We start from the raw sequence: 21,327 nt of genomic DNA on the forward strand, positions 1-21,327 counted from the left end.
CGCGGCAAAGAGAGAAAAGAGGGATCGCCGTTTCATTTTTGTGAAATTTACAATGCAGCCTTATCCGCCTCCAGGCCGTGATTTTTGCGTATACTGATGTTTTGTCTTACTTGACGGGAAGGACGTCTGTTGTGGAAATTTCTTTTGGGCGCGCGCTATGGCGCAATTTTTTAGGTCAGTCTCCTGACTGGTATAAACTGATACTGCTGGTTTTCCTGGTCGTTAATCCCATCATTTTTAGCGTGAATCCCTTTATTGCCGGCTGGCTGCTGGTGGCGGAGTTTATCTTCACCCTGGCCATGGCGCTGAAATGTTATCCCCTTCTGCCGGGCGGATTGCTGGCGTTTGAAGCCGTCGTCGTCGGTATGACCAGCGCCGAGCATGTCAAAGCAGAGCTGGCGTCTAATCTCGAAGTGCTTCTGCTGCTGATCTTTATGGTGGCCGGCATCTACTTTATGAAACAGCTGCTGCTGTTCATCTTCACGCGCCTGCTGCTCAGCATTCCGTCGAAAATGTTCCTCTCGCTGGCGTTTTGCCTTGCCGCCGCCTTCCTGTCGGCGTTCCTGGATGCGCTGACGGTCGTTGCGGTAGTGATCAGCGTCGCGGTTGGGTTTTACGGAATTTATCACCGCGTGGCCTCCTCTCGCCCAAATGAGGACCTGCAGGATGACAGCCACGTTGAGGCGCATAACCGTGACGTGCTGGAACAATTCCGCGCGTTTCTGCGCAGCCTGATGATGCATGCCGGCGTGGGTACCGCGCTGGGCGGCGTGATGACCATGGTCGGCGAGCCGCAAAACCTGATCATTGCCAAAGCGGCGGGCTGGCACTTCGGTGATTTCTTCCTGAGAATGGCCCCGGTGAGCGTACCGGTGCTGATCTGCGGGCTGGCGACCTGTCTGCTGGTGGAGAAGTTTCGCCTCTTTGGGTACGGGGCGCAGCTCCCGGAGCCGGTTCGTCAGGAGCTGCATAAATTCGATGTGCAGAGCCGAAGCCAGCGGACGCGCCAGGAGACGCTACGACTGATTGCTCAGGGGATCATTGGCGTCTGGCTTATCGCGGCGCTGGCGTTCCATCTTGCCGAAGTGGGGCTGATCGGCCTGTCAGTCATTATTCTCGCCACCACCTTTACCGGCGTGACGGACGAACATGCCATTGGCAAGGCGTTTACCGAAGCTCTGCCGTTTACCGCCCTGCTGGCGGTGTTCTTTGCCGTCGTGGCGGTGATTATCGACCAGCACCTGTTCGCGCCGATTATTGCCTTTGTATTACAGGCCTCACCGGATGCTCAGCTCTCGCTGTTTTACCTGTTTAACGGCCTGCTCTCGTCGATCTCAGATAACGTCTTCGTCGGGACGGTCTACATCAACGAGGCCAAAGCGGCCATGGAGCAAGGCGTTATCAGCGCCGGACAGTTTGAGCTGCTGGCCGTGGCGATCAATACCGGAACCAACCTGCCGTCGGTGGCGACGCCAAATGGCCAGGCCGCCTTCCTGTTCCTGCTGACCTCCGCCCTCGCGCCGCTCATACGTCTTTCTTATGGCAGGATGGTATGGATGGCGCTGCCCTATACGCTGGTGCTCACGATCGTCGGATTGCTTTGCGTCAAAATTACCCTCATTCCCTGTACGCAATGGCTGGTACAAGCGGGTATACTTGCGGCGCAGTAAACTATGCATCTCGGGCAGTTCGCTGCCCGTTTGCCTTTTCGCACGATAAACATCCAATTACGTTTTATTTCGCCAGGTACAGGTGGCGCGAAAAACGAATTCGTTTACACTGCGCTTTCTAAGCATGTTCCAGGGAAATGATTATGTTGAGATTTTTAAACCAGTGCTCCCGCGGTCGCGGAGCGTGGTTGTTAATGGCCCTGACCGCCTTTGCGCTGGAAATGGTCGCGCTGTGGTTCCAGCATGTAATGGGACTGAAACCTTGCGTACTGTGTATTTACGAACGCAGCGCGCTGTTCGGCATTATGGGTGCGGGCCTGGTGGGTGCGATTGCCCCAAAATCGCCGCTTCGCTATGCCGGTATTGCCATCTGGATCTACAGCGCCTGGAAAGGAATTGAACTCTCCTGGCAGCACACCATGATGCAATTGCATCCGTCACCGTTTATGACCTGTGATTTTGCCGCCCGCTTCCCAAGCTGGCTGCCGCTGGACAAATGGCTGCCGCAGGTGTTTGTCGCATCCGGTGACTGCTCCGTTCGCCAGTGGGAATTCCTGACGCTGGAGATGCCGCAGTGGCTGGTGGGCATTTTTGCCGCCTACTTCGTCGTGGCGCTGCTGGTGCTGATTGCCCAGCCGTTCAAACCGAAGAAACGCGATCTTTTTGGGCGCTAATTTGCCCGGCGGCGCTTCGCTTGCGCGGGCCTACGGTTTTGTAGGTCGGGTAAGCGCAGCGCCACCCGACACAACAGCGCACAATAAAAAACCCGCCTCGGCGGGTTTTTTAATCTTAACGGGTCGGGTGGTTCATGATGTGATCTTCCCAGTCCTGCACCTCGGACTCTTTCACCGCAATGTGGCGCACAGAAATACGTTCACCGTGCATCGCCGCTTTTGAACCGGTTAACAGCGGATGCCAGTCAGGCAGACCTTTCCCTTCCGCCAGCAGGCGATACGCGCAGGTATGCGGCAGCCATTCAAACGTCGGCAGATTATCCCGGGTTAACTTGATGCAGTCAGGCTCAAATTCAAACCGGCGCTCATAGTTGCGGCACTGGCAGGTTTTAATGTTTAACTGCTTGCAGGCAACGTTGGTGAAGTAGATTTCGTCCGTATCTTCATCCATCAGCTTGTGCAGGCAACACTGCCCGCAGCCGTCGCACAATGATTCCCATTCCGCGTCAGTCATGTCGTCGAGAGTTTTGCTTTGCCAGAAAGGGATGTCGTTCATCAGGATGTCCACACGTCAAAAGAAAGCGCACCTTATAACGAGTCTGGCACGTTGTTGCAAGTTTTGCCGCCCTCTTCAGGCGGCAAGATGGGGTTACAGCACGCGGGTTTTCAGCGACAGGCCGTTGAAACCGACCTCAAGCTCGTCACCGCTGAGTAGCGGGCCAACGCCTTCTGGGGTTCCGGTCAGGATCACATCGCCTGGTTTAAGAGTAAAGAAGCGGCTCATGTAGGCGATCAGCGGCACAATCTTATGGATCATGTCTGCCGTGGTGCCCTGCTGGCGGATCTCACCGTTAACCTTGAGGCTGAGCGGCGTGTCCTGCGGATCGCCGGTAAATTCGCTCACCGGCACAAACGCCGAAATTGGGCAGGAATTATCAAACCCTTTGGCTTTTTCCCACGGCTGCCCTGCTTTCTTCATTTTGCCTTGAACGTCACGCAGGGTCAGATCCAGCGCCACGCCGTATCCGGCAATCGCTTTTTTAACATGTTCTTCTGAGGCCTGGCGCAGCGTCGCGCCGATCAGCACGGCAAGTTCAACTTCGTGATGCACCGAGCCCAGCCCCTGCGGCAGCGCCAGCGGCTGGCGGATATCGCACAGCGCCGTTTCAGGCTTAATAAACAGGACCGGTTCTTCTGGCGTCGCGCTGCCCATCTCCTGAATATGTTTTGCGTAGTTGCTGCCCACGCAAACCACTTTGCTGACGGGATAATCCAGTAATGCACCTTGCCAGTTATGATGTTGATACATGGTCGACCCCTAAACGGTTGATGTGTTGTACCCAAAAACAGTTGAGACTATTTTTTACCGTTCGCCTCAAGATGCTGTTTTAATAAATTCTCGGGTGGCGGTGGAAGCTGTAAATAATAGCCTTGCTCGGCTAAGGCCGTTTTCACTTTATCCAGATCGGCGTTAATCAGTTTCTTACGACCATCGAGCGGCAGCAGCATCGCCAGCTGTGGTCGGCCAAAGTTCTTCATTAATTCTTCAGGCACGCGTGAAAAATCGTCTTTCTTTTCGACATAAAGATAGGTCTGGTCACGGCTTGTACTTCTGTAGATCACACAAAACATGTTTTTACTCTGAATTAATGGGTGGTTGCTTGCCTCAATATACTCCTGACTATAACATGCCTGATACTCTTCGGAATATCGCAGCGAGTGGTTGCGGTTAATAGCAAATTGAGTAAGGCCAGGATGTCAAACACGCCCATCGAGCTTAAAGGCAGTAGCTTCACCTTATCAGTGGTACATTTGCATGATGCAAAACCCGAGGTTATTCGTCAGGCGTTAGAAGACAAAATCGCCCAGGCTCCCGCCTTTCTGAAGCACGCCCCTGTTGTTATCAACGTCAGCGGTCTTGAGGCTCCGGTTAACTGGAAACTTCTCCAGCAGGCCGTCTCCTCGACCGGACTGCGTATCGTGGGCATCAGCGGCTGCAAAGATACTGAGCTGAAAGCGGAAATTGAGCGTGCGGGGCTGCCCCTTCTGAATGAGGGCAAAGAAAAAGCCTCGCGAGCGGCACCCGTTGCCGTGCAAACGCCCCCTCCTGCGGTGCAAAACGTTACTACCGTCACAAAAACGCGAATGATTGATGTGCCGGTTCGTTCCGGTCAGCGCATTTATGCACCAAACTGTGATCTGATTGTTACAAGCCACGTCAGTGCTGGCGCTGAGCTGATTGCAGATGGCAATATTCACGTATACGGTATGATGCGTGGACGTGCGCTCGCAGGTGCAAGTGGCGATCGAGATGCGCAAATATTTTGTACTCACCTGACGGCGGAACTGGTGTCCATCGCAGGTGAATATTGGCTGAGCGACAAGATCCCAGCCGAATTTTATGGCAAAGCGGCTCGCCTGCTTCTGGCAGACGACGCGTTGACCGTTCAACCGTTGAATTGATCCCTTTTTAACAAGGAATTTCTATGGCACGCATTATTGTTGTTACTTCGGGTAAAGGAGGCGTTGGCAAGACCACCTCCAGCGCGGCCATCGCTACTGGTTTGGCCCAGAAGGGAAAGAAAACCATCGTTATCGACTTCGATATCGGTCTGCGTAACCTCGACCTCATCATGGGATGTGAGCGTCGCGTCGTGTATGACTTCGTAAACGTCATTCAGGGCGATGCCACGCTTAACCAGGCGATGATCAAAGATAAGCGCACCGAGAACCTCTACATTCTCCCGGCTTCTCAGACGCGTGACAAAGACGCCCTGACCCGTGAAGGCGTGGAAAAGGTGCTCGACGATCTGAAAAAAATGGATTTCGACTTCATTGTCTGCGACTCCCCTGCGGGCATCGAAACCGGTGCCCTGATGGCGCTCTACTTCGCTGATGAAGCGATCATCACCACCAACCCTGAAGTTTCATCCGTGCGTGACTCAGACCGCATTCTGGGCATCCTCGCTTCTAAATCCCGTCGTGCGGAAAATGGCGAAGACCCGATTAAAGAACACCTGCTGCTCACCCGCTACAATCCGGGCCGTGTGAACAAAGGTGACATGCTGAGCATGGAAGACGTGCTGGAGATCCTGCGCATTAAGCTGGTGGGCGTTATCCCGGAAGATCAGTCCGTGTTACGCGCGTCTAACCAGGGCGAGCCAGTGATCCTTGATACATTGGCAGATGCAGGTAAAGCTTACGCCGATACCGTTGACCGTCTGCTGGGAGAAGAACGTCCTTTCCGCTTCATTGAAGAAGAGAAGAAAGGTTTCCTCAAACGCCTGTTCGGAGGATAAGTTATGGCATTACTGGACTTTTTTCTCTCGCGGAAAAAGAACACCGCCAACATCGCAAAAGAACGTCTGCAAATTATCGTTGCGGAGCGTCGTCGTAGCGACGCCGAGCCTCACTACCTGCCGCAGCTGCGTAAGGACATCCTGGAAGTGATCTGTAAGTATGTGCAGATTGACCCGGAGATGGTCACGGTGCAGCTGGAACAAAAAGACGGGGATATTTCGATTCTGGAGCTGAACGTTACGCTCCCGGAAGCGGAAGAGTCGCGTCCGTAGGTTTGTGTTTTCGCCGCCCCGGTAAGCGCAGCGCCACCGGGGAAATATGCCGGGTATATCGCCCGGCATATTTTTTTATCGCGGGTAACCGTCCAGCAGCGTATTCAGGCGATCGGCCATCAATTCCCCGCGCCATCCCGCCATCATCTCCGGCACGCCATTCTGCGGCTTCAGCTTCCAGTGCCAGTTCAGCAGCTGGTTAATCTGACGACGTGAGGCGAGCAGTTCCGCGCTCAGCTTGCTTTTCGTTGCAACCGCCTGCACCAGCGCTTTGATATCCTTAAACGCTTTGCGATAGCCCGGCATGTCCATCAGGTTCAGCAGCGGTTCCGGCAGCGCATCTTCCGGCAGCTCCTGCGCTTTGGCGACCAGCGCCAGCAGGGTTTTACCATGGAAGCGGATCTCGCTGCCCGAAAGCCCAATGCTGTCCAGCTCGCCCAGGCTGCCAGGCATATAGCGCGCGACTGCCCAGAGATGCTCTTCGCGAACAACAAAGTTAACGGCCAGATCGCGCTCCCGCGCTTTACGCAAGCGCCAGTCTGCCAGCAGCTGCAGGCATGCCAGCTGACGCGTGCGCAGCTGCCAGGCGTTGCTGATATCGCGCCAGGCCTCTTTCGGGTCAACTACTTCCTGACGACGCTGCTGGGTCATACGGCACTCGTCCAGCGCAGCAGCGAGCCAACCGGAGGCTTCCGCCTCTTTCATCAGCTGTCCCGCAATCGGCAGCAGGTAAAACACGTCTGCCGCCGCATACTCCAGCTGACGCTCTGTAAGCGGGCGCGCCAGCCAGTCGGTACGGGATTCGCTTTTATCCAGCGTCAGGCCCGTATACTCCTCCACCATGGCAGCAAAGCCCCAGGAGAGCGGACGATTGCTGAATGCCGCGAGGATCTGCGTGTCAATCAGCGGCTGGGGCATGATGCCAAAGGTGTTCAGAAAGACTTCCAGATCCTCACTGCCTGCGTGCAGGTATTTCGTCACGGCGGTATCGAGCAGCAAGTTACGCATCGGCGTCCAGTCGGTAATGCCGAGAGGGTCAATCAGCGACACGTGTTTACCGTCGTACATCTGAATCAAACCCAGCTGCGGATAATAGGTCCGGGTACGGACAAACTCGGTATCCAGGGCAATGGCAGGAAAGTCGCGCGTCACTTCGCACAGCGAAGCCAGCTCGTCGTTGGTCGTGATCATCTGGTAATTCAAAACGGGTTCTCTTTTGTTTGCGCCCATAAAAAACGCCGGCTTAACCGGCGTCTGGGCGATTAGCGTGAAGCTCAGGCCTTATTGTCTACTTTGCCACGGGCTTCGTCACGTAATTCTCGTCGTAATATCTTTCCGACGTTGGATTTCGGCAGCTCATCGCGGAATTCAACCAGCTTCGGCACCTTGTAGCCCGTCAGCTGACGACGGCAAAACGTTACCAGCGCCTCCTCCGTCAGGGAAGGATCTTTTTTGACCACAAATATCTTCACCGCTTCACCGCTGCTGCCGGAAGGGACGCCGACCGCCGCCACCTCGAGTACGCCGCTGTGCTGCATAACCACGTCTTCGATCTCATTCGGATAGACGTTGAAGCCGGAGACCAGGATCATGTCTTTCTTGCGATCGACGATGCGCAGGAAGCCCTCGTCATCCATTACCGCAATATCACCGGTGTGCAGCCAGCCGTCTTTGATGATTTCGTCGGTCGCATCGGGACGCTGCCAGTAACCCAGCATCACCTGCGGACCTCTGACGCAAAGCTCACCCGGCTCGCCCGGCGCGACTTCGTTATCGTTATCATCGACCAGTTTGGCCTCGGTGGAAGGAACCGGCAGACCAATGCTTCCACTGTGATAGTCGATATCGTGTGGGTTCACGCTGACCAGCGGAGCACATTCCGTCAGCCCATAGCCTTCCAGCAAATACTGACCGGTGAGCTTCACCCAGCGCTCGGCGACCGCCTGCTGAACCGGCATGCCGCCGCCCGCAGAGAGATGCAGCGTGGAGAAATCCAGCTGCTGGAACTCTTTGTTATTAAGCAGCGCATTAAACAGGGTGTTCACCCCCGTCATGGCGGTGAACGGGTATTTCGCCAGCTCTTTCACCAGGCCCGGGATATCGCGCGGGTTGGTGATGAGGATGTTCTGACCACCCAGTTCAATAAACAGCAGGCAGTTCATGGTCAGCGCAAAGATGTGATACAGCGGAAGCGCGGTGATCACCACTTCTTTGCCCGGATGCAGAAGCGGCCCGTAGGTGGCATTCACCTGTTCAAGGTTTGCCAGCATATTACGGTGGGTAAGCATGGCCCCTTTGGCGACGCCGGTAGTCCCGCCCGTGTATTGCAGAAACGCAAGATCTTCCGCGACCACTTCGGGTTTCACATACTGCATACGGTAGCCAGCATGCAGCGCGCGGCGGAAGGAGATGGCGTCCGGCAGGTGGTATTTTGGCACCAGGCGCTTGACGTATTTGACGACAAAGTTAACCAGCGTGCCTTTGGCGGTGGAGAGTTGATCCCCCATGCGCGTCAGGATGACGTGTTTAACCTGGGTTTTGTCGACCACTTTTTCCAGCGTATGGGCGAAGTTGGACACAATGACAATCGCGGCCGCGCCGCTGTCGTTCAGCTGATGCTCCAGCTCGCGCGGGGTGTACAGCGGGTTGACGTTGACGACAATCATCCCGGCTCGCAGGATACCGAACAACGCCACCGGGTATTGCAGCAGGTTCGGCATCATCAGCGCGACGCGGTCCCCTTTTTGCAGCCCCAGCCCTTCCTGAAGATACGCCGCAAACGCCCGGCTACGCTCCTCAAGCTTACGGAACGTCATGACCTCGCCCATATTCACGAATGCGGGCTGGTCCGCGTAGCGCCTTACCGAGTGTTCAAATAATTCCACCAGGGATTGATAACGGTCAGGATTGATCTCAGCAGGAACATCTGCGGGATAACGGTTAAGCCAAACCTTCTTCAATGCATCACCTCTGAAATGAGTGTTCGTCGTCATCACAACCCCGATAATAAACAGTTTGTTAACATTATATTAACTCAGCGTACCAGTTTATTAATTGTTCAGATTTAAGGTTGCGAAGCGCGTCACTCTTTTTTTTCGTTTTATCCGTAAAAAAACAGAGACAGCGGCTGAGCCGCTGTCTCTTTTCTAACAATAACAGTAAGTTACTCAGTAACGATCGTCTGAACCTGTGCAGGACCCGGGTTATACCAGCCCCAGCCCGGGTAGCCGTAACGATAAGGATGTGGACCCCACATCCACGGATCCATCGGCTGAGGCGGCATGATCACCTGCTGTGCCAGCCGCCAGCGTTTATACCCGTTGACCTGCATGGTCATAAATTTATACGGCGTGCTGCCGATTTTGCCCTGCACGGCGCCGGTAATCGGCCCGACGACGGTCACCAGCTGCCCGCGAAAATCGACCGGATCGAGGAAACCGCTGACGTCCGCATAGATACGCCCGCGAGAGGCCTCACCCAGTACCGGCCGCGCGCCGCTGTCCAGCGGAACGGTCGCGATCTCCAGGCGGGTTTTCCCCTGCTGGTTTTGTACGTCGATGACCTTACCGCCAAAGCGCGCTTCCTGGCCGACGTACAGCTCAGGCGCATTCATCACCCGAACCAGATCCTGCTGTGGCGTCGGGCTGCTGCCCTTAATCGCATCAGGAACGGAAACGCATCCGCTCAGTGCTATGGCAACCGCGCCTGCCATAATAAGGCGTACTACTTTAGTCTGAACCGCCATGATGCGACTCCTTTTTCTCAGTTCCTGTTACTGAGATTCACTCGCGGCCCGGAAGTTTCTTCCACGCAACGGTGTTTCGCAAATAAACCGGCTCCGCGTGTTCAACGGCAACGGTTTTTCCTGCCGCGAGCAGCTGGCAGGCAATCGGAAGCATGTCTTCCGCAGCCGGCAGCAGCATGTTGCCGTCTACCAGCGTCACCCCGGTGTCGTTTGCCATGTCTGGCCACGCCGGCCAGCCGGTGCCAACGGTTGCCCACTCCCCGGAGAGCTGTTGCAGCCGCTCAGTGACCGCTTCCGGCTTGAGCACGGCTTCCGTCTCTTCGCCGTGCCACACGCCCTGCTCGTCGCGGGTGTATTCGGCCCAGTAAACTTCGCCCATGCGGGCATCAATCGCGGCCAGCACGCGCGTTGCCCCGGTCATGCGCCATGCGCCCTGCGCCATGGTGGCAAGCGTAGAGACGCCGATCATCGGCAGTTCGGCGCCCAGCGCCAGCCCCTGCGCAATGCCAATCCCGATACGTACGCCCGTAAAGCTGCCGGGGCCACGGCCAAAGGCCAGCGCGTCGAGGTCGGTTAAGGAGGTGTTGCCCTGGGTTAAAATGGCTTTTACCAGGGGCAGAATGCGTTGGGTGTGTTCCCGTGGGCACTCTTCGAAATGAGCAGAAACAGCACCGTCGTTCAACAGAGCGACAGAGCAAGCCTCTGTCGCGGTATCAATAGCCAGAATTCGCATCAGTCGTCGCGCTCTCGCAAGGGTCAGTCACAAAATGGCGCGCATCTTAGCACACTCCGGGGTAAATTACTCCGCCGTTGGGTTTGCCAGGAAACGCACCGCGCGTTTTATGTCCCGCGTCCGCGGTGCGGGCGGCAGGCTGGCAAGGAAGGTCGCTCCGTAAGGGCGCATCACCAGCCGGTTATCGCAAATGACCAGCACCCCGCGATCGGTAACGTCGCGGATCAATCGCCCTACCCCCTGCTTGAGCGTAATCACCGCATCCGGCAGCTGTACCTCATCGAAAGGATCGCCCCCGCGCAGACGGCAGTCTTCCATGCGCGCCTTCAGCAGCGGATCGTCCGGAGAGGTAAACGGCAGCTTATCAATAATTACCAGCGAGAGCGTATCGCCGCGCACGTCCACCCCTTCCCAGAAGCTGCTGGTTGCTACCAGCAGGGCATTTCCGGCGCTGACAAACTGCTGTAACAGCTGGCCTTTACTGGTTTCACCCTGCAGCAGCACCGGCAGCGTCATGGTGGCGCGGAACTGCTCGGCGAGGTCACGCATCATGGCGTGAGAGGTGCAGAGCATAAAGCAGCGGCCGTTGTTGGCCTCGATCATCGGTTTTAACATCGCGGCCAGGTGGCGCGCCGCCCCCGGCTGGTTCGGCAGCGGCAGATTACGAGGCACGCAAAGCAGCGCCTGTTTTTCGTAATCGAACGGGCTCGGCAGGAGCAGCGATTCCGCATCCTCAATGCCAAGACGTTCCGTGAAGTGATGCAGATCGTCATTCACCGACAGGGTTGCCGAGGTGAAGATCCAGCTTCCCGGTTTTTGCGCCATCACCTCTTTAAACTTATCCGCTACCGTCAGCGGCGTGAGCGCCAGGGTGAAATGCCGCGAGGTGCACTCATACCAGTAGCTGAACCCCGGCTGGTTAATCTCTTTCAGCCGTTTGAGCCGCCCGCGATAGAGCGTGGCGCGTTCGAAGGCCGCGTCCAGCAGCGCGGAGCGGCCAAGCGACAGCTTTGCCACGTCGTAGCAGAGTTCGAGGGCATCATCGAGCAGCAGCAGCGCGCGCTGGATGTTTTTGTCCGCCAGAAGCTCGCGCAGGTTACCGCGATAGCCCGGCTCACCAAGCTGTAAGCGGAAATCCTGCGCGCTTTGGGCCAGACGGTCGGCGCACTTCTGCAGCTGCTGGGTATCTTTGAGTTCGGTCCGGTAAGCGATGGTGAAATCTTTCGCCAGATCCTGCAGCTGGCGGCTGGAAAGCGACTGGCCGAAATACTGGCTGGCGATGTCCGGAAGCTGGTGGGCTTCGTCGAAGATCATCACGTCCGCCTCCGGGATCAGCTCGCCGAAACCGCTGTCCTTGACGACCATATCCGCGAGGAACAGATGGTGGTTCACCACCACCACATCCGCGTCCATCGCCGTTTTGCGCGCTTTCACTACAAAGCAGTCTTTATACAGCGGGCAGTCGCTGCCGAGGCAGTTGTCGTTGGTGCTGGTCACCAGCGGCCAGGCAGGCGAGTCTTCCGGCACGCTCGCGCAGGTGCTTATATCGCCCTCTTCGGTCTGGTTCGCCCAGGCGCGAAGGATAATGACGTCGCTGAGGGTTTGTACCGGCAGGTCGCCGCCCGCCAGCGCCTGCTGCTCAAGACGTTCCAGGCAGAGATAGTTGGAGCGTCCCTTCAGCAAGGCCAGACGACCTTTGTATTTCAGCGCTTTCGCCACCGTGGGCAAATCGCGACTGTAGAGCTGATCCTGCAGCGCCTTCGATCCGGTGGAAATAATCACCTTCTTCTTCGCGCGCAGCGCCGGAGCAAGGTAAGCATACGTTTTACCCGTACCGGTTCCGGCCTCGACCACCAGCGGCTGAGCCTTATCGATGGCGCGTGCAACGGCGTGCGCCATCTGGCGCTGAGGCTCACGGGGCTTGAAGCCGGGAATAGCCTGCGCTAATTGACCTTCAGGGGAAAAATCGTCTGCCACGGTGCTCTCTCACTGTATTTTTGCACAGGGATTATGTCAGCCCAACCTCTCCTGTGCCACCCCAAATAGTGACGACACGAGAACAATATGGCAGTCTTGCCGCCTGACGACGAAAAATAACGAGGAAACGTTTATGACAATTGTGCGCATTGATGCCGAAGCCCGCTGGTCTGATGTGGTGATCCATAACCAGACGCTTTACTACACCGGCGTACCGGCTAACCTGGACGCGGATGCGTTCGAGCAGACGGCTAACACTCTGGCGCAGATTGATGCGGTGCTGGAAAAACAGGGCAGCGACAAATCCCGCATTCTGGATGCGACGATTTTCCTGGCAAACAAAGATGATTTCGCGGCGATGAACAAAGCCTGGGATGCATGGGTGGTGGCGGGTCACGCGCCTGTACGCTGTACCGTACAGGCCACGCTGATGAAGCCGGAATATAAGGTAGAGATTAAGATTATCGCGGCGGTGTAAGCCCGATTACTCTTCTGGATCTTCATCTTCATCTTCGAATCGCGCCACGATCCGCTCGCCGGAATGACTGGCGCGAATCTCCTCGGCGACAACCGTAATCGCCTGTCCGCTGCTCATCCCCTGGGACATCAGTTCCTGAATTCGCTCAACCGCTTTCTGCTGCTGTTCATGGCTCAGAGAAGGTAAACCTGCAAACATCGTCAACTCCTGCTAAATTATTCGCGCTAATTATTTCACGCTGCCCGGTAGTATGCCACACATGAACATGCGCTTCCCCACTGTTATTACCTTGCCCTGGCGTGCAGACGCCGCTGAATTCTGGTTTGCCCGCCTGAGCCATCTGCCGTTTGCGATGCTGCTGCATTCTGGCCATGCGGACCATCCCTATAGCCGCTTCGACATTCTGGTGGCCGATCCGCTAAAGACGCTAACAACCGATGACCTGTCGTTAACGGACGATCCCCTGAAGCAGCTGCAGCAGGCCATTAACGCGCTGGGCTTATCTGCTGCGCCGAACCCGGACCTCCCTTTCCAGGGCGGCGCGCTGGGCCTGTTTGGGTACGATCTGGGTCGCCTTTTCGAAACGCTGCCGGAGCATGCGCAGGCTGATATTTCCCTGCCAGACATGGCCGTGGGGCTGTATGACTGGGCGTTAATTGTCGATCATCAGAAAAAAACGGTTTCACTGCTGAGCCATCATGACGTGCAGGCGCGTCTGGCGTGGCTGGAGGCGCAACGGCCTGCCCCGGCAGAGACGTTTACCCTTACCTCTGGCTGGCGCTCGAACATGACCGCAGCGGAGTATGCCGAAAAATTCGCGCGCGTTCAGGCGTATCTGCAAAGCGGTGACTGCTACCAGGTTAACCTCGCCCAGCGCTTCCAGTCGACATACCGGGGAGATGAGTGGCAGGCGTTTACCCGTCTTAACGCCAGCAATAAGGCGCCGTTCAGCGCGTTTGTCCGTCTGGAACAGGGTGTAATTCTTAGCCTGTCACCCGAGCGCTTTATCCATCTGGCCGAGGGTACGATTCAAACCCGTCCGATTAAAGGCACGTTACCGCGTCTTGCGGACCCCGATGCCGATCGCCAGCAGGCGGAAAAGCTCGCCGCCTCGCCGAAAGACCGCGCCGAGAACCTGATGATTGTCGATCTGATGCGTAACGACATTGGCCGCGTCGCCGAACCGGGTAGCGTGCGCGTGCCGGAACTGTTTGTCGTCGAGCCTTTCCCGGCGGTGCATCATCTGGTCAGTACCATTACCGCGCGTCTACCCACCTCTCGCACCGCCTGCGATCTGCTCCGCGCCGCGTTCCCGGGCGGCTCCATCACCGGCGCGCCAAAGGTACGGGCGATGGAGATCATTGATGAGCTAGAGCCGCACCGCCGCAACGCCTGGTGCGGCAGCATCGGCTATATCAGCCTGTGCGGCACCATGGATACCAGCATTACCATTCGCACGCTGACGGCCTGCGACGGAAACCTTTACTGCTCGGCCGGGGGCGGCATTGTTGCCGATAGCCAGGTCGATGCGGAATATCAGGAAACCTTTGATAAAGTTAACCGTATCCTGAAACAACTGGAGTAATCACGGGTGGAAAAAGAGAACCTGACGCTGGACGATTTTTTATCTCGTTTTCAGCTTTTACGACCGCAGGTCAACCGCGAAGCGCTCAATCAGCGTCAGGCGGCCGTGCTGATCCCGGTCGTGCGTCGCGCGCAGCCGGGCCTGCTGCTCACCCAGCGTTCTCCCCATTTACGCAAGCACGCGGGTCAGGTCGCCTTTCCGGGTGGCGCAGTGGACAGCTCCGACGCCTCGCTGATTGCCGCCGCGCTGCGGGAAGCGCAGGAAGAGGTGGCCATTCCGCCGGAGGCGGTGGAGGTTATCGGCGTGCTGCCGCCCGTCGACAGCGTCACCGGTTTTCAGGTCACGCCGGTGGTCGGCATTATCCCGCCCGGCCTGCAGTATCACGCCAGCGTCGATGAAGTTTCAGCGGTATTTGAAATGCCGCTCGAAGAGGCGCTCCGGCTCAGCCGCTATCATCCGCTCGATATCCATCGACGGGGGCATGACCATCGGGTCTGGTTGTCCTGGTATCAGCATTATTTTGTCTGGGGCATGACGGCGGGCATCATTCGCGAACTGGCGCTGCAAATCGGCCTGAAACCTTGACTATACTTTACATTCCACCCTTTTTCGCAGGTTTGCGATCCGCGTCGCGCTATTAGCAAAACCCATCGTTAACCATTAGTTTAATTCATGTGAATAGTTAAGCCGAGGTCGGTGTTCCCTCTTACACTATGCGCAGTTATAACATCGTTACTGGAACCCCGGTAACCCTGTCAGGAGTGTGAAAGTGATTAGTATATTCGACATGTTCAAAGTGGGAATTGGCCCTTCGTCTTCCCATACTGTTGGCCCGATGAAGGCCGGTAAACAGTTCGTCGATGATCTGGTCGAAAAAGGATTACTGGAAAGCGTTACCCGTGTCGCCGTGGATGTTTACGGCTCGCTGTCATTAACGGGTAAAGGCCACCACACCGATATCGCCATTATTATGGGTCTGGCAGGCAATATGCCGGATACCGTAGATATTGATGCCATCCCGGCATTCATCCGCGACGTGGAAACACGCGGCCGCCTGCTGCTGGCAAACGGTCAGCAGGAAGTCGATTTCCCGCAGGATGACGGCATGCGTTTTCGCAGCGACAACCTGCCGCTGCATGAAAACGGCATGACCATTCACGCTTACAGCGGTGAAAAAGAGATTTACAGCAAAACGTACTACTCCATCGGCGGTGGCTTCATCGTGGATGAAGAGCATTTTGGCAAAGACAGCGTCGGCGACGTCAGCGTACCGTACCCGTTCAAATCGGCTACAGAAATGCTGGGCTACTGCAAAGAGACCGGTCTTTCACTGTCCGGCATGGTGATGCAGAACGAACTGGCCCTGCACAGCAAAAAAGAGATTGAAGACTATTTTGCGAACGTCTGGCAAACCATGCGCGCCTGTATCGACCGCGGGATGAACACCGAAGGCGTTCTGCCGGGTCCACTGCGCGTACCGCGTCGTGCCTCTGCCCTGCGCCGTATGCTGGTGACCACGGACAAGTTCTCCAACGACCCGATGAACGTGGTTGACTGGGTAAACATGTTTGCCCTGGCGGTTAACGAAGAGAACGCCGCCGGTGGTCGCGTCGTGACGGCGCCAACCAACGGCGCCTGCGGTATCGTTCCGGCAGTGCTGGCGTATTACGATCACTTTATTGAGCCCGTGACGCCGGACATCTACATCCGCTATTTCCTGGCGGCAGGGGCCATCGGTGCGCTGTACAAAATGAACGCCTCCATCTCCGGTGCGGAAGTGGGCTGTCAGGGTGAAGTGGGCGTTGCCTGCTCCATGGCGGCGGCAGGTCTGGCAGAGCTGCTGGGCGCAAGCCCTGAGCAGGTTTGCGTGGCGGCGGAAATCGGTATGGAACATAACCTCGGTCTGACCTGTGACCCGGTCGCGGGCCAGGTGCAGGTGCCGTGCATCGAGCGTAACGCGATTGCCTCGGTGAAAGCCATCAACGCCTCACGTATGGCGATGCGCCGTACCAGCGAACCTCGCGTATCGCTGGATAAGGTGATTGAAACCATGTACGAAACCGGCAAGGACATGAACGCGAAATACCGCGAGACGTCCCGCGGTGGCCTGGCCATTAAGGTGCAGTGCGACTAATACTGCCTTTCGCCCATCTGCAACGGATGGGCGAATTTCCCTCTTCTTTCTCGTCTCCTTCTGCTTTCCCCACTACACTTTTACTGTTGCGTCCGGCTTTTGTGGCTGGTGGCTTATCAGGCGACCGTTCATGCAAACTGCACAAACGATCATTAAAAACTATCGCCGAAAACGCGTTATCGTCTGTGTCACGGTTGCGCTCCTCACGCTCATCCTGACGTTAGGCATTCGCTTCATTTCACAGCGCAATGTTAACCAACAGCGGATCCTCGATTTTACCAGCCACACCGTACGCGCCCTTGATAACGTCCTGCTTTCTTTAGAGAACCGCCGCAGCGTGCTGCAGCCCCTGGTAGGGCAGCCCTGCCCGCAGGCGCACCTGGCGCTGCGAAAGCAGGCCGCCATTTTGCAGACGGTACGCTCCATCGCCCTGATTAACGAGGGTATCCTGTATTGCTCAAGTATTTTCGGGAGCCGCAATGTGCCCGTTCGCGACTTCCTGAAAGAATTACCCGCCAGCACGGCGAAGCTGATTTTATCGAGCGATCAGTGGCTGCTTAAGGGTAGCCCGATATTGATCCAGTGGTATCCCGTCTCACAGGACGGTGAAGCTGGCGTTATCGAAATCATCAATATCGATCTGATCGCCAAAATGATCCTCGAGCCCCAGCGCCCGCTCATCAATGACGTGGCGCTGACCGTAGGCGATCGCTTTCTGCGCTATGGACAACGCGTCAGCGACAGCCTGACGTTTGATGAGGAGGGCTCTCTTTTCCGGCAATCATCAACCCGAAATCCTTTCACCATTACGGTCAGCGGGCCAGGCCCTGGAGAGTTAGCCTTAAAAAGCCTGCCAGCCCAGCTGCCGCTGGGGGTGATGCTCAGCCTGCTGCTGGGCTATCTCGCCTGGCTGGCAACGGCAAACCGGATGAGCTTTACGTGGGAGATCGATATGGGCATTGCGGCGCGGGAATTTGAGCTTTTCTGCCAGCCGCTGGTGAATGCCCGTACCCAGGCGTGCACCGGCGTGGAGATCCTGCTGCGCTGGAATAATCCCCGTCAGGGTTGGATCACCCCGGAGGTGTTTATCCCTCTGGCAGAAGAGCATAACCAGATTGTCCCCCTGACCCGCTATGTCATCGCCGAAACGGTGCGCCAGATAGGCTACTTCCCTTCCAGCGCCGGTTTTCACATCGGTATTAACGTCGCCGCCAGCCATTTTCGTCACGCGGCATTGATACAGGACCTGAACCGCCTCTGGTTCAGCGCCGGTCCGCGCCAGCAGCTGGTGATTGAACTCACGGAACGGGATGCGCTGCTGGATGCGGATTATCGCATCGTGCGCGAACTGCATCGCAAAGGGGTGAAGCTCGCCATCGACGATTTTGGTACCGGGAACAGCTCCCTCTCCTGGCTTGAAAAGCTGCACCCGGACGTGCTGAAAATCGACCAGTCGTTTACCACCGCCATCGGTACCGACGCCGTGAACTCGACGGTGACGGATATGATTATTGCGCTGGGTCAGCGGCTGAATATCGAACTGGTTGCTGAAGGGGTCGAGACGGAGGAGCAGGCGCGCTACTTGCGCCGCCATGGCGTGCCTGTCCTGCAGGGGTTTTTCTATGCGCGGCCCATGCCGCTACGGGATTTTCCGAAGTGGCTGGCGGGAAGTTCATCCCCGCCAGCGCATCATAACGGGCACATCGTGCCCTTAATGCCGCTGCGCTAAGCCGGCTTACTCATCTTCGTCGTGGGCTGATTGTTCTTTAACAATGCGAACCATATCAACGCGATAGTCGTTGGCTTCAACGATCGTAATGTGCAGCGGCGCCAGCTCGATCACATCGCCGACGCGCGGGATTTGCCCGTTAACGGCGATCACCAGACCGGCAACGGTCGCGATGTCTTCTTCATCGTTGATCACGTTTTCCAGCCCCAGCGTGTGCGAGAGCGCGTGCAGGTCGGTGGTACCTTTAACCAGCCAGCCTTCACCGTCGGCAACGATCTCAGGCGTTTCGTCGGCATCCGGGAATTCACCGGCAATCGCTTCCAGTACGTCCAGCGGCGTGACCAGCCCCTGCACCACGCCAAACTCGTTGGTGACGATAACAAAGCTACCGCGAGCGCGGCGCAGCACCCCGAGCAGGTTGATAGGATCCAGCGTTTCCGGCACGACAATCGCAGGCGACGCAGCGGCAACGGCTTCCACGTTCACGCCCTCTTCCAGGGCCACCAGCATCTCTTTCGCCCGCACGACGCCGATGATCTCATCCAGCTCTCCGCGACACACCGGGAACAGGCTGTGCGGAGAAGAGAGCAGCTGCTGGCGAATTTCATCGACGCTCAGGTTAGCATCAACCCAGCTGATCTCCCCGCGCGGCGTCATGATGCCGCGCAGCGAACGGGAGGCCAGGGAGAGCACGCCGTTAATCATGTAGCGCTCTTGTTCCACAAACGCCCCTTCCGGGACCGGAACCGGGTTATGGTTTTCGGAATCAGACTGGACGTTCACCTGACGACGGCCGCCCATCAGGCGCAGAATCGCGTCTGCGGTACGGGCGCGCAGCGGCTGATTCGACTGCTGCTTAATAAAGTTACGGCGCGCAATCTGGTTGAACAGCTCGATCAGAATCGAGAAGCCAATCGCGGCGTACAGGTAGCCTTTCGGAATATGGAAGCCAAAACCTTCCGCCACCAGGCTCAGACCAATCATCAGCAGGAAGCTCAGACACAGCACGACCACCGTCGGATGCTGGTTGACGAAGCGCGTCAGCGGCTTCGAGGCCAGCAGCATGACCGCCATCGCAATGACAACAGCCGCCATCATTACCGGCAGATGATTCACCATGCCGACCGCCGTGATCACCGCATCCAGCGAGAAGACTGCATCAAGCACCACAATCTGCAGCACCACCACCCAGAAGCTGGCATAGCCTTTACCGTGCCCATCATCGTGCTGACGGTTTTCCAGCCGCTCGTGTAGCTCTGTCGTCGCTTTGAAAAGCAGGAATATCCCCCCGATCAGCATGATTAAATCACGCCCGGAGAAGGTGTAATCCATGACGGAGAACAGCGGTTTGGTCAACGTGACCATCCAGGAGATGACGGAGAGCAGCCCCAGTCGCATAACCAGCGCCAGCGAGAGACCAATCAGACGCGCTTTATCACGCTGTTTTGGCGGCAGTTTATCCGCAAGGATGGCAATAAACACCAGGTTATCAATGCCGAGAACAATCTCCAGCACCACCAGCGTGAGCAATCCCACCCAGATTGACGGGTCCATTAAGAATTCCATGACAAGCTCCTGCTAAAGGAATGACGAAACGGTGCCCCACTCAACGTGGGCAAAACAGAGGTAAACAGAGTCGATACGTGGCGAGGATCGCCGGTGAATAAGGCGCGAAATGGCCTGGTTGATGACTGACGTCGGTGACGGTCCATATAGTGGGCTGTAACCCTATACTCCTGAACGATTAAACGGAGGCTAAACATATCAGAGACACTGTGTTTTTAGCAAAGATTTACGTTCCTTTGCAAAGTTCTGTAACACAACAGCTTTACGCTACAGATAAATCTGTAACGCGTGGCTAAATTACGGATCTTCATCACATAAATTATTTTTTCACTATCTAAAATAATTCGCGGAAGTCTTAGTTTTTTTGAACTCTAACCCTTATCTGAATCGATTCGGTTCGCCAATACGATTCTCAGTACGGCTGCCTGGCAGGCGTATTAATGATAATAAAAGGAGGTAGCAAGTGACCATTGCTATTGTCATAGGCACACATGGTTGGGCTGCTGAGCAGCTACTCAAAACGGCAGAGATGCTGTTGGGCGAGCAGGAAAACGTCGGCTGGATCGATTTCGTTCCCGGTGAAAACGCCGAGACGCTGATAGAGAAGTACAACGCTCAACTCGCGAAGCTGGATACCAGCAAAGGCGTGCTGTTTCTCGTTGATACATGGGGCGGCAGCCCGTTCAATGCCGCCAGCCGCATTGTCGTCGATAAAGAGCACTATGAAGTTGTCGCCGGGGTTAATATTCCCATGCTGGTGGAAACCTTCATGGCGCGCGACGACAATCCGGCGTTCGATGAGCTGGTGGCGCTGGCCGTTGAAACCGGTCGCGAAGGGGTAAAAGCCCTGAAAGCGCAGCCGGTTGAAAAACCTGCCCCTGCACCTGCAGCGGCACCAAAAGCGGCAGCACCGGCAAAACCGATGGGCCCGAACGATTACATGGTTATCGGCCTTGCGCGTATTGATGACCGCTTAATCCACGGCCAGGTCGCCACGCGCTGGACCAAAGAGACCAACGTTCGACGCATTATCGTGGTCAGCGACGAAGTTGCCGCCGATACCGTACGTAAAACCCTTCTGACTCAGGTTGCTCCTCCTGGCGTTACCGCGCACGTCGTGGATGTCGCCAAGATGATCCGCGTGTACAACAACCCGAAATATGCGGGCGAACGCGTAATGCTCCTGTTCACTAACCCGACAGACGTTGAGCGCATTGTTGAAGGCGGCGTGAAAATCACCTCCGTGAACATTGGTGGTATGGCATTCCGTCAGGGCAAAACGCAGGTCAACAACGCCATTTCAGTCGATGCGAAAGATATCGAGGCATTCAACAAGCTGAATGCGCGCGGTATTGAACTGGAAGCCCGTAAGGTTTCTACGGATCAAAAACTGAAAATGATGGATTTGATCGGCAAAGTTGGGAAATAAGCCCGCGCCGGTTCTCATATAAAGTTTATGTAATA

General features: G+C 56.4%; 22 protein-coding genes. 11 read left to right on the forward strand and 11 right to left on the reverse strand.

Annotated elements, in window-relative coordinates:
- Positions 1-131: 131 nt before the first annotated feature.
- Entirely contained in the window at positions 132-1,670 is a 1,539-nt protein-coding gene (gene nhaB, locus UR289_RS06725) for a Na(+)/H(+) antiporter NhaB (protein ID WP_047061072.1), read from the forward strand.
- A gap of 143 nt (positions 1,671-1,813) precedes the next feature.
- Positions 1,814-2,344, forward strand: coding sequence for a disulfide bond formation protein DsbB (dsbB, locus tag UR289_RS06730; RefSeq protein WP_023312182.1), 531 nt, complete (start codon positions 1,814-1,816; stop codon positions 2,342-2,344).
- A gap of 115 nt (positions 2,345-2,459) precedes the next feature.
- Here the strand turns inward: dsbB and UR289_RS06735 are convergent, their stop codons facing one another.
- From UR289_RS06735 to UR289_RS06745, 3 genes are all read right to left on the reverse strand, one after another.
- Positions 2,460-2,900, reverse strand: a complete 441-nt coding sequence (locus tag UR289_RS06735) for a YcgN family cysteine cluster protein (protein ID WP_033145818.1) — start codon at positions 2,898-2,900, stop codon at positions 2,460-2,462.
- 93 nt (positions 2,901-2,993) lie between these two features.
- On the reverse strand, positions 2,994-3,653 hold the full coding sequence (locus UR289_RS06740; protein ID WP_029742142.1) for a fumarylacetoacetate hydrolase family protein: 660 nt from the start codon (positions 3,651-3,653) through the stop codon (positions 2,994-2,996).
- 47 nt (positions 3,654-3,700) lie between these two features.
- The gene (locus tag UR289_RS06745) at positions 3,701-3,976 is read right to left on the reverse strand and encodes a YcgL domain-containing protein (protein WP_029742143.1); all 276 of its coding nucleotides are present in this window, start codon (positions 3,974-3,976) and stop codon (positions 3,701-3,703) included.
- A 123-nt stretch (positions 3,977-4,099) separates the two neighbouring features.
- Here UR289_RS06745 and minC point away from each other — a divergent pair, with 123 nt between their 5' ends.
- The 3 genes from minC to minE are packed head-to-tail and all read left to right on the forward strand — an operon-like array spanning position 4,100 to position 5,916.
- Positions 4,100-4,807, forward strand: coding sequence for a septum site-determining protein MinC (gene minC, locus UR289_RS06750; protein WP_023312186.1), 708 nt, complete (start codon positions 4,100-4,102; stop codon positions 4,805-4,807).
- Between the two features lie 23 nt (positions 4,808-4,830).
- The gene (gene minD, locus UR289_RS06755; protein ID WP_029742160.1) at positions 4,831-5,643 is read left to right on the forward strand and encodes a septum site-determining protein MinD; all 813 of its coding nucleotides are present in this window, start codon (positions 4,831-4,833) and stop codon (positions 5,641-5,643) included.
- Between the two features lie 3 nt (positions 5,644-5,646).
- On the forward strand, positions 5,647-5,916 hold the full coding sequence (gene minE / locus UR289_RS06760) for a cell division topological specificity factor MinE (protein ID WP_008500504.1): 270 nt from the start codon (positions 5,647-5,649) through the stop codon (positions 5,914-5,916).
- A gap of 75 nt (positions 5,917-5,991) precedes the next feature.
- On the opposite strand, the gene rnd is transcribed toward minE, so the two are convergent.
- From rnd to UR289_RS06785, 5 genes are all read right to left on the reverse strand, one after another.
- Positions 5,992-7,119 (reverse strand): ribonuclease D, encoded by a 1,128-nt coding sequence (gene rnd, locus UR289_RS06765; RefSeq protein ID WP_320709528.1) that lies wholly within the window; start codon positions 7,117-7,119, stop codon positions 5,992-5,994.
- Between the two features lie 71 nt (positions 7,120-7,190).
- Positions 7,191-8,876, reverse strand: coding sequence for a long-chain-fatty-acid--CoA ligase FadD (gene fadD / locus UR289_RS06770; RefSeq protein ID WP_023312189.1), 1,686 nt, complete (start codon positions 8,874-8,876; stop codon positions 7,191-7,193).
- 203 nt (positions 8,877-9,079) lie between these two features.
- On the reverse strand, positions 9,080-9,661 hold the full coding sequence (locus tag UR289_RS06775; protein WP_032658483.1) for a Slp family lipoprotein: 582 nt from the start codon (positions 9,659-9,661) through the stop codon (positions 9,080-9,082).
- 37 nt (positions 9,662-9,698) lie between these two features.
- Entirely contained in the window at positions 9,699-10,394 is a 696-nt protein-coding gene (gene tsaB / locus UR289_RS06780) for a tRNA (adenosine(37)-N6)-threonylcarbamoyltransferase complex dimerization subunit type 1 TsaB (protein WP_038417432.1), read from the reverse strand.
- A gap of 66 nt (positions 10,395-10,460) precedes the next feature.
- A complete protein-coding gene (locus tag UR289_RS06785) occupies positions 10,461-12,371 on the reverse strand; it encodes an ATP-dependent DNA helicase (RefSeq protein WP_039263631.1) in 1,911 nt (636 codons plus the stop codon).
- A 133-nt stretch (positions 12,372-12,504) separates the two neighbouring features.
- On the opposite strand from UR289_RS06785, the gene UR289_RS06790 reads away from it, so the two are divergent.
- Positions 12,505-12,849: a RidA family protein gene (locus UR289_RS06790; RefSeq protein ID WP_008500498.1), complete on the forward strand. Its 345-nt coding sequence runs from the start codon at positions 12,505-12,507 to the stop codon at positions 12,847-12,849.
- A 6-nt stretch (positions 12,850-12,855) separates the two neighbouring features.
- Here the strand turns inward: UR289_RS06790 and UR289_RS06795 are convergent, their stop codons facing one another.
- Positions 12,856-13,047 (reverse strand): YoaH family protein, encoded by a 192-nt coding sequence (locus UR289_RS06795; RefSeq protein WP_033145823.1) that lies wholly within the window; start codon positions 13,045-13,047, stop codon positions 12,856-12,858.
- A 61-nt stretch (positions 13,048-13,108) separates the two neighbouring features.
- On the opposite strand from UR289_RS06795, the gene pabB reads away from it, so the two are divergent.
- From pabB to UR289_RS06815, 4 genes are all read left to right on the forward strand, one after another.
- Complete coding sequence (gene pabB, locus UR289_RS06800) at positions 13,109-14,434, forward strand: aminodeoxychorismate synthase component 1 (RefSeq protein ID WP_033145824.1); 1,326 nt, start codon at positions 13,109-13,111, stop codon at positions 14,432-14,434.
- A gap of 6 nt (positions 14,435-14,440) precedes the next feature.
- Entirely contained in the window at positions 14,441-15,019 is a 579-nt protein-coding gene (locus UR289_RS06805; protein WP_023312196.1) for a CoA pyrophosphatase, read from the forward strand.
- A 184-nt stretch (positions 15,020-15,203) separates the two neighbouring features.
- Positions 15,204-16,568 (forward strand): L-serine ammonia-lyase, encoded by a 1,365-nt coding sequence (gene sdaA / locus UR289_RS06810; protein ID WP_023312197.1) that lies wholly within the window; start codon positions 15,204-15,206, stop codon positions 16,566-16,568.
- A gap of 130 nt (positions 16,569-16,698) precedes the next feature.
- Positions 16,699-18,297 (forward strand): EAL domain-containing protein, encoded by a 1,599-nt coding sequence (locus tag UR289_RS06815; protein ID WP_094934714.1) that lies wholly within the window; start codon positions 16,699-16,701, stop codon positions 18,295-18,297.
- Positions 18,298-18,303: 6 nt separating this feature from the next.
- Here UR289_RS06815 and yoaE read toward each other — a convergent pair whose 3' ends face one another.
- Complete coding sequence (gene yoaE / locus UR289_RS06820) at positions 18,304-19,863, reverse strand: CNNM family cation transport protein YoaE (RefSeq protein WP_033145827.1); 1,560 nt, start codon at positions 19,861-19,863, stop codon at positions 18,304-18,306.
- Positions 19,851-20,060 (reverse strand): protein YoaL, encoded by a 210-nt coding sequence (locus tag UR289_RS21860; RefSeq protein WP_372584218.1) that lies wholly within the window; start codon positions 20,058-20,060, stop codon positions 19,851-19,853. The genes yoaE and UR289_RS21860 overlap by 13 nt, the downstream gene beginning before the upstream one ends.
- Before the next feature lie 266 nt (positions 20,061-20,326).
- Here UR289_RS21860 and manX point away from each other — a divergent pair, with 266 nt between their 5' ends.
- Positions 20,327-21,292: a PTS mannose transporter subunit IIAB gene (manX, locus tag UR289_RS06825; RefSeq protein WP_032658500.1), complete on the forward strand. Its 966-nt coding sequence runs from the start codon at positions 20,327-20,329 to the stop codon at positions 21,290-21,292.
- Positions 21,293-21,327: the final 35 nt, after the last annotated feature.

Origin of the sequence: Enterobacter sp. 302C9 (genome assembly GCF_034106085.1) — a bacterium.
Taxonomy (GTDB): domain Bacteria; phylum Pseudomonadota; class Gammaproteobacteria; order Enterobacterales; family Enterobacteriaceae; genus Enterobacter; species Enterobacter asburiae_B.

Bases quoted from the DNA above. Each gene is read 5' to 3' on its own strand.
- dsbB (WP_023312182.1), top strand. From the start codon at position 1,814: ATGTTGAGATTTTTAAACCAGTGCTCCCGCGGTCGCGGAGCGTGGTTG.
- UR289_RS06735 (WP_033145818.1), bottom strand. From the start codon at position 2,900: ATGAACGACATCCCTTTCTGGCAAAGCAAAACTCTCGACGACATGACT.
- UR289_RS06740 (WP_029742142.1), bottom strand. From the start codon at position 3,653: ATGTATCAACATCATAACTGGCAAGGTGCATTACTGGATTATCCCGTC.
- UR289_RS06745 (WP_029742143.1), bottom strand. From the start codon at position 3,976: ATGTTTTGTGTGATCTACAGAAGTACAAGCCGTGACCAGACCTATCTT.
- minC (WP_023312186.1), top strand. From the start codon at position 4,100: ATGTCAAACACGCCCATCGAGCTTAAAGGCAGTAGCTTCACCTTATCA.
- minD (WP_029742160.1), top strand. From the start codon at position 4,831: ATGGCACGCATTATTGTTGTTACTTCGGGTAAAGGAGGCGTTGGCAAG.
- minE (WP_008500504.1), top strand. From the start codon at position 5,647: ATGGCATTACTGGACTTTTTTCTCTCGCGGAAAAAGAACACCGCCAAC.
- UR289_RS06775 (WP_032658483.1), bottom strand. From the start codon at position 9,661: ATGGCGGTTCAGACTAAAGTAGTACGCCTTATTATGGCAGGCGCGGTT.
- tsaB (WP_038417432.1), bottom strand. From the start codon at position 10,394: ATGCGAATTCTGGCTATTGATACCGCGACAGAGGCTTGCTCTGTCGCT.
- UR289_RS06790 (WP_008500498.1), top strand. From the start codon at position 12,505: ATGACAATTGTGCGCATTGATGCCGAAGCCCGCTGGTCTGATGTGGTG.
- UR289_RS06795 (WP_033145823.1), bottom strand. From the start codon at position 13,047: ATGTTTGCAGGTTTACCTTCTCTGAGCCATGAACAGCAGCAGAAAGCG.
- pabB (WP_033145824.1), top strand. From the start codon at position 13,109: ATGAACATGCGCTTCCCCACTGTTATTACCTTGCCCTGGCGTGCAGAC.
- UR289_RS06815 (WP_094934714.1), top strand. From the start codon at position 16,699: ATGCAAACTGCACAAACGATCATTAAAAACTATCGCCGAAAACGCGTT.
- yoaE (WP_033145827.1), bottom strand. From the start codon at position 19,863: ATGGAATTCTTAATGGACCCGTCAATCTGGGTGGGATTGCTCACGCTG.
- UR289_RS21860 (WP_372584218.1), bottom strand. From the start codon at position 20,060: ATGTTTAGCCTCCGTTTAATCGTTCAGGAGTATAGGGTTACAGCCCAC.